Genomic DNA, 15,845 nt, shown 5'->3' on the forward strand with positions numbered 1-15,845 from the left:
ACTATGCACTCTCTTCTTCGAGATGGTGCGCAGTTGCAACACTTATATATGTTGTAAGCGCGTATCTATCTCTTCCGCTCTCTTTCGCACTGTATAGCATCTCATCAGCCTTACTTATAAGCAGTTCTTCCTCTAAAGCATTATCGGCTATACAGCATGCTATTCCTATGGAGATAGTTAAAAACTTATCTATTTTAGAGCCTTCATGCTCTATTTGAAGTTCTTTTACTGCACTACATATATTAGCCGCAATGGATGTGCTATTTATCTCTGATGTGTCTGTAAGTAAAACTCCAAACTCTTCACCACCCAACCTAAACACAAAATCGCCTGGGCGTTTTAAAACTTCTTTGAAAACAGCCGATACACTCTTTAGGGCAACATCCCCTTTTACATGCCCATATGTGTCGTTATACTGTTTAAAATAATCAATATCAAGCATCATAAAAGTTATATACGAATGATTTCTTTTTGCTCTTTTTATCTCTCTGTCATAAACTAAATTGAAATACCGTCTATTGTGTAGTGAAGTTAATGAGTCTGTGTATGAAGCACTCTCAAGTCTTCTATTGGCAATTTTTAGCTTTTTTGTTGCTACTTCAAGAGCACTCTGATCGCTTTGAATACTTTTGAGAACATAATAAGAAATTACCATAACGCCAAATATAATAATAAGTAAAAATATTCCTATCTTGAACAAAGAAGATTCATAAACAATTAAAAAGTTTTTTCGCTCATACTTTGCCACTTCTACTTCATAATTGATAAGTTTTTTTATCACTTGATGTATATATGTTACTTTTTTTTCTAGCTGCTCAAATGATAACTTTTGTATATCTTGCCCATTTTCTAAAGCCTCGTATATACTTAAGAAAAAATCATTTGTATTTTTTATCTCGCTTGACGTATACTCAACATAAGCGAACTCACCATCTCTTTTAAAATGAGTTTCATAGTTTTTCCACTCTCTTTCTATAATGCTTATTGAGAGTTTTATTTCTGATTTAACCTCGTCTTGTGGGATTTTCATATCTTTTGCTTTATATATTGTTCCTACTAGGTTATCGTGATATGTTTGTAAAATTGTATTTAATTCATTTACTGGCACAAACGAGCCAAAATAGAGCGAGTCAAGATTTTTCTTCATAGAGTTTATATTTATTGCACCCATAATGCCAATCAGTACAAGAGACATAGAAAGGATTATAAATATAGAAAAAAGTTTGCTTCTTAATTTTAATGTATCAATAAAATTCATCTATCTCCCTATACTATATCTCTAAATATAGCAAACTCTATGCCAATCACAGAGGAACTCCTTTGTAAAATAAAACTCTTTTATGCTAAAATTCAAAATCTATGAAATTAAAGTAAAAACAAGTATGAATGAAAAATTAAATCTTATTAAAAAACTATCATTTTTCAGCTCTCTTGATGAAGAAAAATTAAAAATTATTGACTCTATTTCAAAAATAACTGCTTATGCAAAAAACTCTATTCTTTACTACGAAAATGACATCAACAATAAAATATTTTTTCTGGTTTCTGGGCTTATTAAAGTATATAAAATTGATAAGTTTGGAAACGAAATTTTTCTTTACTATATCTACAAAAACTCTTTAATCTCAGAACTTACAACAATCAGAAGTGATATGATTCACTGCTTCTCAAATGCTGAATTTGTAGAAGAAAGTGTTGTATTGGAGATAGATTTTTTAGAATTTAAAAAAGAGTTTTTATCAAAAAATATACTTAATAATGAGTTCATAAATGAGATTCTCTCAAAAACACATCAGCTCCACTGCGTAGTAAATAGAGAACTAGTTTTTGATGCGACTGCCAAAGTAGCATTTACTCTTCATAATGACTTGGAGATGTTTAACTCACTCAAAAGACATGAAATCTCCTTTATGCTTCATATTCAGCCAGAGACACTATCTAGAGTTTTAAACAAATTAAAAAGAAACTCTATCATAGATACAGAGAGTTCAAATATAATAATCCTAAATAGTGATATGCTAAAGAATGCATATAAAGGCAGTTTCTAATGATAAAATCAAATAAAATCAGCACAAAAATCAAGTTTATTGGCGCTCTACTTATATTTCTTATAGCGTCTGTCATAGGAACAACTATATATCTAAATCATCAAAATATAAAAGATGCACTTGTTATAAATATTGCTGGAAAACAGAGAATGCTCACTCAAAAAATTGCCAAAAATGTTTTCTACATTCATTACAAATCATCAAGTGACTTTAAGGAGTTGGATGGAGCTTGTGATGAATTTATAGATGGATTAAAGACTCTAAAATTTGGAAATTTTGATAAACAAATATCTCCTTTTCATACATTTGAGATTTCTGTTCAAATCTCAGAAGTTGATAAACTCTGGGATAAATTTTATGATGATGTGCAAAATTTTAAACTCTTAACAAATGCAGAGATTAAAGATGATATAAAAATAGAAGATATTATCGTATCTATTTACAAAGAGAATACAGTACTTCTCAAAAATGTTGATAAATTAGTTACGTTGTATACTAACCATAGTGAAGAAAAAACTAATTTTATTAAAAACTTTCAATACACTTCTGGCTTTATCCTATTTTTGCTATTTTTATACTCTCTAATGCAACTAAAATCAATAGAATCACATGTTGATTCATTTATGCAATACTCAAAAATGCTTATTGGAAATGAAGATATTTCAAATATCTCTCCTATAGAACTAGAAGCAGAGAGTGAGTGTGAAATCAAAGAGGTAAGTGATACAATAAATTGCTTTATAAATAAGATAAACTCAGCAGTAGAATACTCTAACGAAGCACTTCTACAATCTCAAAAAGCTTCATCAAAACTAGAAGAACTAACAGACGAATTTGACACTATTTTAGAAGAGATAAAAGGCAATTCATCTGCCTCAACACACCTAAACAATAGCGAGGATATGGTTATAGAATCCACAGAGGTTCTTATAAGCTCAACAAAAAAACTCTCTAATCTTAAACTAGAGCTAGACAAACTAATAAAAAGCTGCCAAGAATTAAAGTAATCTTAAAAAAATCATTTCTATCTCTTATTTTCATTTTAAGTGTTACTTATATTTACACTTAAGTAAATATTAAACAAATCTTAATAAAAAAAACTACTCTTATGACTCAAGTCAAAGATTTTATTACTCTAAAGTGATACTATTTATCTATGTTAATGGGCACCTTAACAAAAAAGTAAGGTTTATTAACTTACAATATTCGTGTTTCTAAAATCATTTAAGAGGAGAAAATATGTCACTTTCAAGAAGAGAATTTCTTAAAAGTTCAGCGGCAGCATCTGCAGCAGCAGCGATTGGTATGAGTGTACCAGCAGAGCTAGAGGCAGCAGCGGCTACAGCTGAGGGCGACTGGAGATGGGACAAGGCAGCTTGTCGTTTCTGTGGTACAGGTTGTGGTATTATGATGGCAACAAAAAACGGTAAAATTGTTGCGGTAAAAGGGGACCCTGCGGCTCCAGTAAATCGTGGTCTTAACTGTATTAAAGGTTACTTTAATGCTAAGATTATGTATGGTGCAGATAGATTAACTCAACCACTACTTAGAGTTGATGCAAATGGAAACTTTGATAAACAAGGTAAATTTGCTCCAGTATCTTGGAGTAGAGCTTTTGATGAGATGGAAGTTCACATCAAAAAAGCACTTAAACATGCTGGCCCTGAATCTGTTGGTGTTTTTGCTTCAGGACAATATACAGTTATGGAAGGTTATGCAGCTCAAAAGATGATGAAAGGTGGATTCCGTTCAAACGCATTTGATCCAAATGCTCGTCACTGTATGGCATCTGCTGTTGTTGGTTTTTATCAAACATTTGGTGTTGATGAGCCTTCTGGCTGTTATGATGATATTGAATTAACGGATACTATCGTATCTTGGGGTTCAAATATGGCAGAGATGCACCCGATTCTTTGGTCTCGTGTAACTGATAGAAAATTATCTGATCCAGATCGTGTAAAAGTTATATCTATCCAAACTTATACACACAGAACTTCAGATATTGCAGATATTGAGATTATCTTCTCTCCAAATACTGACCTTGCTCTTTGGAACTATATTGCTAGAGAAATCGTTTATAGAGATGCAGCTGAGGGAATTATTGACTGGGATTTCGTAAAAAAACACACTATTTTCACAGCTGGACCTGTAAACATTGGTTATGGTATGAGAAAAAGTGATGAAAAATCTATCAAAGAGGGTAAATATACTCCACTTGAGATGGAAACTATCTCTAAAGAGATGAAAACTACTGTTTCTAATAAAGAGGGTCCAGCATTAGAGCCATTTGGTTATAAAGCAGGCGATACTATGACTCATACTGGTGGAACTTTAGGTCACTGGGAAATCTCATTTGAAGATTACAAAAAATCACTTGAGCCATACACTCTTGATTATACAGCAGCAATTGTAAAAGGTGATCCTGATGAAAATATTGAAGTATTTAGAGAAAAACTTCAAGCATTAGCAAATCTTTATATTGAAAAAAATAGAAAAGTTGTATCTTTCTGGACAATGGGTATGAATCAACATACACGTGGTACTTGGGTAAACACACTGTCATATAACGTTCACTTTATGCTAAACAAACAAGCTGTTCCAGGTTCTGGAGCATTCTCTTTAACAGGTCAGCCTTCTGCTTGTGGAACTGCTCGTGAAGTTGGTACATTTACACACAGACTTCCAGCTGACATGATGGTTGCAAATCCTGCACACAGAAAAATTGCTGAAAACAAATGGATGGTTCCAGAGGGAACAATCAATCCAGTTGGTGTACAACATATTATGAAAATTCATCGTGACATTGAAGATGGACTTATCAAATTTGCATGGGTAAACGTTTGTAACCCTTACCAAGATACTGCAAGTGCTAGCCACTGGATTAAAGCAGCTCGTGAGATGGATAACTTTATCGTTACTTCTGATGGGTACCCTGGTATCTCGGCAAAAGTTTCAGACCTTATTCTGCCTTCTGCTATGATTTATGAGAAGTGGGGAGCTTATGGAAATGCTGAGCGCCGTACACAACACTGGAGACAACAAGTTCTTCCAGTTGGAGATGCTATGAGTGATACATGGCAATGGGTTGAGCTTTCAAAAAGATTTACAGTAAAAGAGTTATGGGGCGAGTGGGCACCTTCTGGTCCTAGAAAAGAAGCTCTTCCAAGCGTTATAGAAAAAGCTAAAGCTATGGGATATAACGAAAATACAACTATGTTTGAAATTCTTTTTGCTAATGATATTGCAAAATCTTACAAACTTGATCAAAATGATCCAATTCAAAAAGGTTATGACAATTCAGAAGGTTACGGAGACAGCAGAAAAGTTGTTGGCAGTGATGGAAAAGTATTTGAAGGTTATGGCTTCTTTATTCAAAAATATCTTTTTGAAGAGTATGCTGCATTTACACGTGGACATGGTCATGACCTTGCGCCATTTGATATGTACCATAAAGTTCGTGGTCTTAAATGGCCAGTTGTTGATGGTAAAGAGACTCAGTGGAGATTTAACGCTAAGTACGATCCTTACGCTGCAAAAGCTACAAAAGAGAGTGGTAACTCACATGCGTTCTACGGAACTATTGCAAAAGCTCTAAAAAGCGGAGATTTAAAGGGTATGGATAAAAATACTGAACAAAAATCACTAGCTAACAAAGCTAAAATCTTTGCTCGTCCATACATGGATCCACCAGAAATGCCAGATACAAACTACGACACTTGGTTATGTACAGGTCGTGTTCTAGAGCACTGGCATTCAGGAACTATGACTATGCGTGTACCTGAACTATATCGTGCTGTTCCAGAAGCATTATGTTATATGCATCCAAAAGATGCTGAAGCTAAAGAGCTTAAACAAGGCGCTCTTTGCTGGGTTGAATCTCGCCGTGGTAAAGTAAAAGCTAGAGTAGAAACTCGCGGCAGAAACAGACCTCCAAGAGGATTAGTCTTTGTTCCATGGTTTGATGAAAAAGTATTTATCAACAAAGTTTGTCTTGATGCGACATGTCCAATGTCAGGTCAAACAGACTATAAAAAATGTGCTGTAAAAATCTATAAAGCATAATAAAGAAATTAAAGGAGAGGCGATTTTTTAACAAAAGTCGCCAAAAAAGATGAATAACAAAATGCATAGTGATAGAAGAAAATTTATTCTTAGAATGGCTAGAGGAGCTGGAATAGCTGCTCTAGGTGGATTTGTATGGAGTGCGTATGTTGATGAAGTAACAGCATCACAACTCATGCTTCGCCCGCCAGGTGCCATAAAAGAAGAAGATTTTCTAAAAACATGTATCAAGTGTGGGCTTTGTGTTGAAGCCTGTCCTTACGATACTCTATTGCTTGCAAAACCAGGTGATCATAAACCTTTAGGGACTCCATATTTTATCCCTAGAGATATTCCTTGTTATATGTGCCCAGATATTCCTTGTGTGCCAGTATGTCCTACTGGTGCGCTCAATGAAGCTAGTGTTACAACTAATGGTAAGCTTGATATAAACATAGCAGAGATGGGACTTGCGGTAATCGACAGAGAGACGTGTATAGCCTTTTGGGGAATTCAGTGTGATGCATGTTATAGAGCATGTCCTATTTTAGGTCAAGCGATAAGTGTTGAATACAATAAAAATGAAAGAACTGGAAAACATGCATATCTAACGCCTGTTGTTCATGCTGATGCATGTACGGGCTGTGGACTTTGTGAAAAAGCTTGTGTAACTGAGAAAGCTTCTATTTTTGTACTTCCAAAAGAGGTTGCAATGGGTAAAGCTGGAAACTATTACATCAAAGGCTGGGATAAGAACGATGAGAAGCGCCTTGAAGATGCTACTGAGATAAAAACACAAACAGAGATAAGCAAAGATAAAGCAGTTGATTCTTTAAATGATGCGGGAGGTTTATACTAATGAGTACTCTTTGGAATAAATATCGTTATCTATTTTTTAGAAGAACAACGCAGATTGGTTTACTTTTTTTATATTTTGGTGCAAATGCTTGGGGATGGACTCTTTTAATGGGAAATCTAAGCTCATCATCTTTACTTAAAACGGTTCCATTAAGCGATCCATATGCAGTTTTGCAGATGATTGCTGCTGGTGCTGTTCTAGCTACTGATTTAGTTATAGGGGCTCTTATTATCACTATATTCTATCTTATAGTAGGCGGTCGTGCTTTTTGTAGTTGGGTTTGCCCAATTAACTTAGTAACTGACGCAGCAGCACTTTTAAGAAGAAAAATTGGTGTTGATAACTTTGCAAAAAAACAACCAGCAACTCGCAATATGCGCTACTGGGTTTTGGCTCTGAGCTTGATTATATCGTTTGCTATGGGTGTAACAGCATTTGAGTTTATATCACCGATATCTATGCTTCACAGAGGTATAATATTTGGTATTGGTTTTGGATGGGCAGCAGTGCTCATTATTTTTCTTTTTGACCTTTTAGTTTTAAAAAATGGTTGGTGTGGGCATATATGTCCGCTTGGTGGATTTTATTCACTTGTTGGTAAATTTAGTTTAATTAGAGTAGATCACACTCAAGAAAACTGTACACTTTGTATGAAATGCAAAGTTGTTTGCCCTGAGCAACAAGTTCTGTATATGATAGGAAAAGAGAGTATTCCTGTTCTATCTGGAGAATGTACAAACTGTGCTAGATGTATTGAGGTTTGTGATGATGATGCTCTTAATTTTTCAATCAGAAAACTAGTAAAAAATAATAAATCGGGAGAGTAAAATGAAAGCAATAGGTAAAATAACGATTGGTTTAGTTACTGCTGCACTACTAATGGTTGGTTGTGTGTCAGAAAGTGCTAAATCTACTCCACAAAAAGTTGTGGACAAGACTGTAACTGAAGAGTCTTTAGGCTTAAGAAAAACTGATATATATAGCGAAGATGCTACTGTTGCTTCTAAAACTGAGTATAGATCAGCTCAAGCAACTACAAGTACTAAGATACAAAGAGCATTTCAAGATGCTCCGCCTATGATTCCACATGATACAGTTGGAATGCTTCCAATCAAATCGGAAGACAATAGATGTGTAACTTGTCACATGCCAGAAATCGCTGGAGCAATGGGTGCTACACCAATTCCTGTTTCACACTTTACAGACTTTAGACCTAGAGCTAAACTCGTAAATAACGAAGTAGTTATTCCTGTGGACCCTTATAAAAATGAGACACAAATTGTTAAAAAAAGCGAGTTACAAAATGCTAGATTTAACTGTACTCAATGTCATGCTCCACAATCTCAAGGAAACTTACTTGTTGAGAACACTTTTGAAGCTGTTTACACATCAAAAGATGGTGCAAGCAAATCGAGCTGGGATGAGAGTAAATATACTAAATCATTAAACACTGTTATTGGCGGTCCAAGCTTTGTAACAGAAGGTGACTTAGCAAATAAAAATTCTAAAGCTGGTAGCTTAGGCGGCTCAGCTCACTAATGCAAAGAAGAGAGCTATTTGGCTCTCTTGCTTCTTCACTAAGAGGTGAAAAAAAGCAAGAGAAACCTTTACGTCCACCTTACTTTGGTGATGAATCTCTTTTTCATAATGAGTGTAACAAATGTGCTGGAGTATGCGCCACTGTTTGTGAAGAAGATATAATCAAAATAGCAGATGATAAAACGCCATATATACTATTTTCTCTTAATGGTTGTACATACTGCGATAAGTGTGCTGAGGCTTGTGAGTTTGGAGTTTTAAAAGTAGAAGACAAACAACAACTTGGCGCAATTATCACTATAAACAAAGATAAATGTCTAAGCTGGAACCACACAATGTGTTTCTCATGCAAAGACCCTTGCTTAGACAATGCGATTGATTTTAAAGCTATGTTTATGCCAGAGATAAACAACAAATGTACGTCATGTGGATTTTGTATTAGTAGATGTCCAACTGACGCAATTGATATAAAGGTACTCTAATGAAACTCTTTTTAATTCTTACACTTTTTCTATCTTCTCTTTTCTCAGCCGCTATAAAAGAGCCAACTGGTAGTTTCACTGCGAGTGGCTCTGTTGTGGATATGCTATATAAAGATGGCAAACTATATTGTGCAACAGATGCAAGCAGTGTTGATATATTTGATTTTGAGACAAAAAAACTGATTAACAAAATAGAGGTCAAAAAGATTTTAGATTTTATGGGCGACACCATAGACTCAAAAATATATTCAGTTGACGTTATAGAAGATAAGATACTTATACTATCACAAGACAAAAAAGGCTTTAGAAGAATTCATATCAATCAAAATGGAACCACTAAGGCTCTTTTTGATTACTCAAAAGAGCTCACAGTTGCAAAAGCTAGATTTTTAGATGCAAACACCATACTTCTTGGTCTACTAAGCAATGAATTAGTATCTTATAATATAGCAAAAAACTCACAAAACTGGTCTATACAAGTTTCAGGCGCTAAGTTTTCAGACTTTGTTTTAAATGAAGAAAAAAGTGAAGTTGTAGTTGCAGATGAGAGTGGAAACTTAAAAATACACTCCACTAAAGATGGAAAATTTATAAAACTTTTAGCTGATCAAAATCTGGATAATGTTTTTCAAGTTGACTATAAAAAAGGCGTTATTGCAACCGCTGGACAAGATAGAAGAATGGTTATATATGTTCCAAAATTTGATTCTGCTTATTATACAGAAACGCAATTTTTGATTTATAGTGTAGGACTCTCTCCAAGCGGAAAGATAGTTGGTTTTGCTTCTGATGAGAACAACAATGTGACACTTCAAAACACTATCACAAAAGCAAACATTGGTAAATATGGAGGCAATAAAATGACTCTAACGAAGATACTATTTATCAATGAAAATGACTTTTTAGTTGCAAGTGATGACAAAGCTATCAATCAATACAGTATAAAATAAATTTTAAAAAGGAGAGTTGTTATGGAATTTAATGAGAGTGAGTTTTTGATAGAGACTGAAGTTCCTAGTGATGAAGTTATCATCTCAAGAACTGATTTAAAGGGCAATATAACGTATGCAAATGAGCTTTTTTGTGAAATTAGCGGTTATAGTCTTGAAGAACTTGTTGGAAAACCTCATAGTACTGTAAGACATCCTGATATGCCTCGTAGTGTTTATAAAGATTTATGGCAAACACTGAAAAATGAGAAGCAGTGGAGTGGTGTTGTAAAAAATCTCCGAAAAGATAGAGGTTTTTACTGGGTAAAGGCTATAATTTCTGGGGTATACAGAGATGGAGAACTTGTTGAGTACAAATCACTAAGAACGCCTATAAGTTATAGTGAAAAACTCCAACATCAAAAACTATATGATAAGATGCGCAAAGAAAATGGCGAAAAGCTCAGAAAAGTAATTTACGAATAAAATTTATAGTTTAATTTAAAAGGAAAAAAGATGAATATATCAAGCATAGTAGTAAAAACCGCTCCAAAGTATATAGATGAAGTTGTTCAAAGTCTAAAGGATTGTGAAGCATGTGACTATCATATGCACGATGGTTTAGGCAGAATTATTATCACTATTGAAGGTGAAGGTGTTTCAGAAGAACTTGAAAAACTTAAAATAATAGAAGCAATTCCTCATGTGGTAACAGCAGATATGCAGATGGCATATAGTGAAGATGAGTTAGATGCGCATATGGAAGTCATCGAAGGTGGCAATGCCGTACCTAAAATGTTAAATGATGACAATCTAGATATTGCAAACATCGTATATAACGGTGACTTAAAGAAAAAAGATGATTTATCTACATTTACTAAAAAATTCGATGAGACAAAGAGGTAAGTTTTGTCTGCGATATTTGAATCAACAATAAAAATGGCACAAGGAAGCAGAGAAGATTGGTATATAGAGCTAAAAGATGCTGTTGAAGGTACTACTGAAATCTGTGCTGACTTACAAGAGTACTCTAAGAAGATAGAAGAACTTGGAGCTGAGTATGGCGGAAATATAGAAGTAAAATGGAGCAAAGACGAAAATGTTCCTCCCTACGTTATGGACAGCATAAGATTTGAGATGTCACAGCTTCAAAGAGAGATTGAAGATGAGATAGGTGAGAGTCTCATTAAAGATAACAAGGCTAACTAATTGGAAGCAAAAGCTATCAAATCACTAGAGTATCTTGATGTTGATGCAATAGATAAATATTTAAGCAACGTTGAGTACATCATCATGGCAGCACCTGCTCCTGAGTGCTTTAGTGAGAGTCCAATACATTTTACAATTTTTCTAAACACAGCAGAAAAATTTCCACAAGAGATTCAAGAGGCTATTTTTGGAAAGTTTTTAATTGAAAACAGTATCACAAACCCTCAAGAGATAATGAGTCAGCTTATGCCTGTTGGCTTTTCAAGCGGTGTTCATGAAACTCACATGCCACTTCTGCTCATAAAGCGTGAGGACATAACAGCAATCCCACATACAACTATGTTTGTCATGGATTTTTTAGCTGATTCTGATAACTTTAGTGAGACAAAAGAAAATAGCTTGACTGGGTGGAGTTATAGCTACAACTAACACAAAGGTTTTGATGAATTCAAAATATAGAGTTATCTTACTGATAACTATATTACTTATTATATTATCTTTTAGCATATCTACTGTAAATTATTTTGTTTCATTAGACAGTGCTCAAAAACAGCTAAAAAACCAATCTTTGCCTCTCTCTTTAGATAATATTTACACAGAAATACAAAAGCATATAATAGAGCCTTACCTAGTCTCTTCTATGATGGCAAACGATACTTTTGTTCATGATTGGCTACTAAAAGATGAAAACAATCAAGAAAGAATCATCAAATACCTAGAGTCAATAAAAAATAAATATGGGATGCTTAGCGCCTTTTTGGTATCAGAGAAAACTAAGAATTACTACACACAAGATGGCTTTATTGAAGCAATCAATCCAAATAATAATACAAACAAATGGTATTTTAACTTTTTACAAAATCAAGAAAATCATGAAATCAACATAGATTTTAATAAGCATATTTCAAACTCGTTGATTATGTTTATAAACTATAAAATTTTTGATAATTCATATAAATACATAGGTGCGACAGGTGTAGCTTTAAAAATATCATATATTGATGACATGCTAAAGCTTTTTAGACAAAAGTATGGCTTTAAGGTGCAGTTTTTTGATGAAAATGGGAATATAGTCTTGTCAGAAAAAGGGGAAAATTTACATACAAATATAGATAAAACAAATATTTCAAAAGAGATTATTGATAAAATCATTTCCAAAAGCACAACTATGATAGAGTTTAAAAAAGACAATGATGACTATTTGATAAATACAAAATATATCACTGAATTAAATCTTTATCTATCAGTAGAAGCAAAAATAGACAACTATACAAAAGATGTAAAAAAAATATTATATTTCAACATTCTTCTCTCTCTTAGCATAACTATTATTATCTCTTTTGTTGTCTTTAGAATTATCAGAACATACAATAACAAGCTTGAATCTATGGCTTTTAGAGACCCTTTAACAGATTTGTATAACAGACGCTATTTTGAAGATGAATTTTTAAAAATAATAAAAATGCATAATAGAACAAGACAGGAATGCTGTATAGCTTTTATAGATATCGATAACTTTAAAGATGTAAATGATACTTATGGGCATGATATTGGAGACTTGGTACTTAAACAAATATCAAATATTCTTAAAAATAACAATAGAGAAGTAGATCTTATATCAAGATGGGGTGGGGAAGAGATTGTTATACTCTTTTTAAATACAGATATTACAGCAGCTATGATAATTACTGAGAAACTTAGAGAATTAATTGAAAATGATGCCGTCTTAAGACACCTTACCTCTTCGGGAATAACAGCTAGTTTTGGAATAACCGCAGTTATGTCAGATGATAATATTGACTCTGTTTTAAACAGAGCAGACAAAGCCATGTATACATCAAAATCAAATGGTAAAAATATTGTTACGGTTATCTAAAAACTATTAAATATCTCTTTTGCTGATATGACAAATAATTTCTACCTCTTCGATAGTTTTCGCGATAGAAGATGATAGATTCTCGCATCCATCTTTGGTTACTAAAATATCATCCTCTATTCTAATTCCTATTCCTCGAAACTTCTTTGGTACACTTTTATCATCTTTATCGATATATAGACCTGGTTCAATTGTTAAAACCATTCCCTCCCTTAGCGCTATCTCTTTGTTGTTTTTATCTCTATATGGTGCTGGGTCATGAACGTCTATGCCCATCCAGTGCCCTATTCCGTGCGGATAGTACTTTTTATGTTTTTGCTCTTTAATAGCTTTTTTAACACTTCCATTTAAGATTCCAAGTTTTATCATTCCCTCAGTTAAGAGTTTCTCTGCCTCTTCTTGAAGCCTACTTCTCATTATTTTTGGCTTTATCATACTGATAACTTTTAGTTGGGTATCTAAAACTAAATTGTATAGCTCTTTTTGAGGCTCACTAAATTTACCATTTACTGGGATGGTTCTTGTTATGTCACTAGCGTAGTAGTTATGTTCACACCCCGCATCTATCAAGATAAGCTCTCCATCAACTAGTGGTTTAGAATTTTCTATGTAGTGAAGAGTGTTTGCGTTGTTTCCACACGCCACTATTGACGTATAAGCATCGCTATAAGCTGCATTGTGTCTAAATTCATGCTCTACCTCTGCTTGTAGTTGATACTCATACTTGCCCTCTTTATTCATGCTCATAGCTCTGTGATGTGCTTTTGCTGTAATTGCTATTGACTCTCGTATAAGCTTTATCTCAGAGGCAGATTTTATAAGTCTCATTTTTTGTACATGTGCAATGATGTCAAGTTTTTCTTTAAAAAATTTTGTACTTTTTAAAATCTTATTTAGAGTGCTTTTTTTTGAATTTATCTCAAAATAGATATTTTTTTTACCTTTGATAGAAGCTTTAAATATATCTTTAAATTCATCTATCTCATAAACTTCATCAACTAAAAATCTCTTCTTTGCCTCTTTTACGCCTAATCTTTTCCCATTCCACAACTCTAATGTCTTATCTTTTTTATGAACAAAAAGAGCAGTTTTAAGACCTTTTTTTGTTTTTATGAACATAAGAGCTGAGTTATCTTCTTTAAACCCACAAAGGTAGTAAAAGTTGCTATCTTGTCTATATGGATGATGCGTGTCGTTTGAGCGAGTAGCCTCCTTGGCACTAAATATAACTGCGATAGAGTTTTTTAAAAACCCCTTTGCTAAAGTATCTCTTCTCTTTTTATATTCGCTCTCTTTTATCACTTACAAACTCCGTCTAACCACTCTATATTTTTTGAAATTATCTCATCAAGAGCCTTGCTAAGTGCTTCTACTCCGCCATTTGCATCTGCTGTTTTGGTATCTATTTTAGAGGTAAATTTACTTGTTGATACTACACTGTTTGTTTTTGTATCAATAAGAGATATATTAAGAACTACATTAACATAAGAGCCACTCATATCTTTTGTATAAAACTGCATAAACTCTTCTATATCTACCTCTAAAATGTAGTCGCTCTTAACTCTTGATTTAAAAGAGTGCACACTCTTGAACATAGCAGAATCTCTTATGCTTTTAAATAACTCTAAGGTTATAAAACTACTTGGTGACTCTTGCCAATGTGACTGCGAATAAGAAAATATTTTGTTATCAGATTCTGTATAGTCCATATTTAAAGAGAGCAAAGATGCGGAGCTAAAAGCTTGAGATATTTTTAGCGATTTCTCCCTGCAGCTATTGGCGCTACTCTTTGTTTGTGCATCTTTAGTGATAACTCTAAACTCAGTTACGTGTGGTTTTATAGTTGTACAGCCAACAAATATAAAAAGTATTATTGATATAAATATTATCTTCATTTTATTTCTCACCTGGTCCTTTTTTAATCTCTTCTTGCATAAAGAGCACATCAGCTGGGCTTCTCTCATGAGCGTCTAGTGTCTCTTGCATTTTAATTATAAGATTTTGCATCTCTATAAGCGTGTTGTTTATAGTTGGCAAGAGATCATTTGTAATCTCTTTGATATTAAAATCCCCACTCTTAACCGCACCCTTAAATGTATCCATAGAGTCTTTAATCCCTAGATAGCTGTTTGAAATAGAGGTAAATGACTTAGAGATGCTCTCTTCCCAAGCACTACTGCCATTGATAAACTTCTCTATACGAGGGAACATATCATCTAGTTTTTTAGAGGCGCTGTTTAAATTTTTCATAGTTTCTTGAAAATCATCTATTGTTTTATCATCTAATGTTTTGTTTAGTTTTGAGATAAAAATATTGCTATTTTTTAAAAGAAGTGTTATCTCTTTTTGATTTTCATCCCTTAGTGCACCGCTAAGACGTTGTAGTGTATCTGAAAGATTTAGAGTAATGTCTCCAAGCGTATTTTCAAGTTTTATCAAAAGCGATGGAATGGTTTTTATAACTGGATACTCCTGTCCATTTTCTCTCTTTAGTGGAGCCGCGCTATCATCACCAAAACTTAAGTTTATATAGCTAAGTCCTGTAATGCCTTGCGATGTAAGTTGCGCCATTGTAGATGATTTTATAGGAGTTGATTTAAGTACATTTACTAAAACTACTATCTCTTCAGAGTTACTTGGGTTTATACTAAGACGAGTTACTTTACCAACGCTTATCCCTCTAAATTTAACAGGAGCATCAAGGTTTAAACCCAAAACTGACTCTTCAAAATGGATGGCATATGTTCTCATCTCAATATCTTTAGATGGTTTAAGTAGCCAGTACCCAAATCCAAGCATTAAAAATATTGCAAAGAGCATTAAAAACCCGATTAAACTATAATTTACTCTATTATTCACAGC

General features: G+C 33.6%; 17 protein-coding genes. 13 read left to right on the top strand and 4 right to left on the bottom strand.

Annotated features, from left to right (window positions below; translation table 11 throughout):
* Window position 1: 1 nt before the first annotated feature.
* The gene (locus tag AC6H33_RS08310) at window positions 2-1,258 is read right to left on the bottom strand and encodes a diguanylate cyclase domain-containing protein (RefSeq protein ID WP_497604418.1); all 1,257 of its coding nucleotides are present in this window, start codon (window positions 1,256-1,258) and stop codon (window positions 2-4) included.
* Window positions 1,259-1,382: 124 nt separating this feature from the next.
* On the opposite strand from AC6H33_RS08310, the gene AC6H33_RS08315 reads away from it, so the two are divergent.
* From AC6H33_RS08315 to AC6H33_RS08375, 13 genes are all read left to right on the top strand, one after another.
* Window positions 1,383-2,048 (top strand): Crp/Fnr family transcriptional regulator, encoded by a 666-nt coding sequence (locus AC6H33_RS08315; RefSeq protein ID WP_497604419.1) that lies wholly within the window; start codon window positions 1,383-1,385, stop codon window positions 2,046-2,048.
* Window positions 2,048-3,055, top strand: coding sequence for a type IV pili methyl-accepting chemotaxis transducer N-terminal domain-containing protein (locus AC6H33_RS08320; RefSeq protein ID WP_497604420.1), 1,008 nt, complete (start codon window positions 2,048-2,050; stop codon window positions 3,053-3,055). Before AC6H33_RS08315 ends, AC6H33_RS08320 begins: the two co-directional genes overlap by 1 nt.
* Window positions 3,056-3,287: 232 nt before the next feature.
* A complete protein-coding gene (napA, locus tag AC6H33_RS08325) occupies window positions 3,288-6,110 on the top strand; it encodes a nitrate reductase catalytic subunit NapA (RefSeq protein ID WP_497604421.1) in 2,823 nt (940 codons plus the stop codon).
* Window positions 6,111-6,159: 49 nt separating this feature from the next.
* Window positions 6,160-6,948, top strand: coding sequence for a ferredoxin-type protein NapG (gene napG, locus AC6H33_RS08330; protein WP_497604422.1), 789 nt, complete (start codon window positions 6,160-6,162; stop codon window positions 6,946-6,948).
* The gene (gene napH / locus AC6H33_RS08335) at window positions 6,948-7,775 is read left to right on the top strand and encodes a quinol dehydrogenase ferredoxin subunit NapH (RefSeq protein WP_497604423.1); all 828 of its coding nucleotides are present in this window, start codon (window positions 6,948-6,950) and stop codon (window positions 7,773-7,775) included. The genes napG and napH overlap by 1 nt, the downstream gene beginning before the upstream one ends.
* 1 nt (window position 7,776) lies before the next feature.
* A complete protein-coding gene (locus tag AC6H33_RS08340; protein ID WP_497604424.1) occupies window positions 7,777-8,487 on the top strand; it encodes a nitrate reductase cytochrome c-type subunit in 711 nt (236 codons plus the stop codon).
* Window positions 8,487-8,969: a ferredoxin-type protein NapF gene (locus AC6H33_RS08345; protein ID WP_497604425.1), complete on the top strand. Its 483-nt coding sequence runs from the start codon at window positions 8,487-8,489 to the stop codon at window positions 8,967-8,969. Before AC6H33_RS08340 ends, AC6H33_RS08345 begins: the two co-directional genes overlap by 1 nt.
* Window positions 8,969-9,919, top strand: coding sequence for a WD40 repeat domain-containing protein (locus tag AC6H33_RS08350; protein WP_497604426.1), 951 nt, complete (start codon window positions 8,969-8,971; stop codon window positions 9,917-9,919). Before AC6H33_RS08345 ends, AC6H33_RS08350 begins: the two co-directional genes overlap by 1 nt.
* Window positions 9,920-9,940: 21 nt before the next feature.
* Window positions 9,941-10,384, top strand: coding sequence for a PAS domain-containing protein (locus AC6H33_RS08355; RefSeq protein WP_497604427.1), 444 nt, complete (start codon window positions 9,941-9,943; stop codon window positions 10,382-10,384).
* A 30-nt stretch (window positions 10,385-10,414) separates the two neighbouring features.
* Window positions 10,415-10,804: a chaperone NapD gene (locus AC6H33_RS08360; protein WP_497604428.1), complete on the top strand. Its 390-nt coding sequence runs from the start codon at window positions 10,415-10,417 to the stop codon at window positions 10,802-10,804.
* Window positions 10,805-10,807: 3 nt separating this feature from the next.
* Entirely contained in the window at window positions 10,808-11,107 is a 300-nt protein-coding gene (locus tag AC6H33_RS08365; RefSeq protein WP_497604429.1) for a hypothetical protein, read from the top strand.
* Window positions 11,108-11,536, top strand: a complete 429-nt coding sequence (locus AC6H33_RS08370; protein ID WP_497604430.1) for a hypothetical protein — start codon at window positions 11,108-11,110, stop codon at window positions 11,534-11,536.
* Between the two features lie 13 nt (window positions 11,537-11,549).
* Window positions 11,550-12,983 (top strand): sensor domain-containing diguanylate cyclase, encoded by a 1,434-nt coding sequence (locus AC6H33_RS08375; RefSeq protein ID WP_497604431.1) that lies wholly within the window; start codon window positions 11,550-11,552, stop codon window positions 12,981-12,983.
* A gap of 6 nt (window positions 12,984-12,989) precedes the next feature.
* Here the strand turns inward: AC6H33_RS08375 and AC6H33_RS08380 are convergent, their stop codons facing one another.
* From AC6H33_RS08380 to AC6H33_RS08390, 3 genes are read right to left on the bottom strand one after another with little or no spacing between them, the layout of a single operon-like run.
* The gene (locus AC6H33_RS08380) at window positions 12,990-14,285 is read right to left on the bottom strand and encodes an aminopeptidase P N-terminal domain-containing protein (RefSeq protein ID WP_497604432.1); all 1,296 of its coding nucleotides are present in this window, start codon (window positions 14,283-14,285) and stop codon (window positions 12,990-12,992) included.
* A complete protein-coding gene (locus AC6H33_RS08385) occupies window positions 14,282-14,878 on the bottom strand; it encodes an ABC-type transport auxiliary lipoprotein family protein (RefSeq protein WP_497604433.1) in 597 nt (198 codons plus the stop codon). Before AC6H33_RS08385 ends, AC6H33_RS08380 begins: the two co-directional genes overlap by 4 nt.
* 1 nt (window position 14,879) lies before the next feature.
* Window positions 14,880-15,842, bottom strand: coding sequence for an MlaD family protein (locus tag AC6H33_RS08390; RefSeq protein ID WP_497604434.1), 963 nt, complete (start codon window positions 15,840-15,842; stop codon window positions 14,880-14,882).
* Window positions 15,843-15,845 lie beyond the last annotated feature (3 nt).

The organism is Sulfurimonas limnophila, assembly GCF_059705345.1.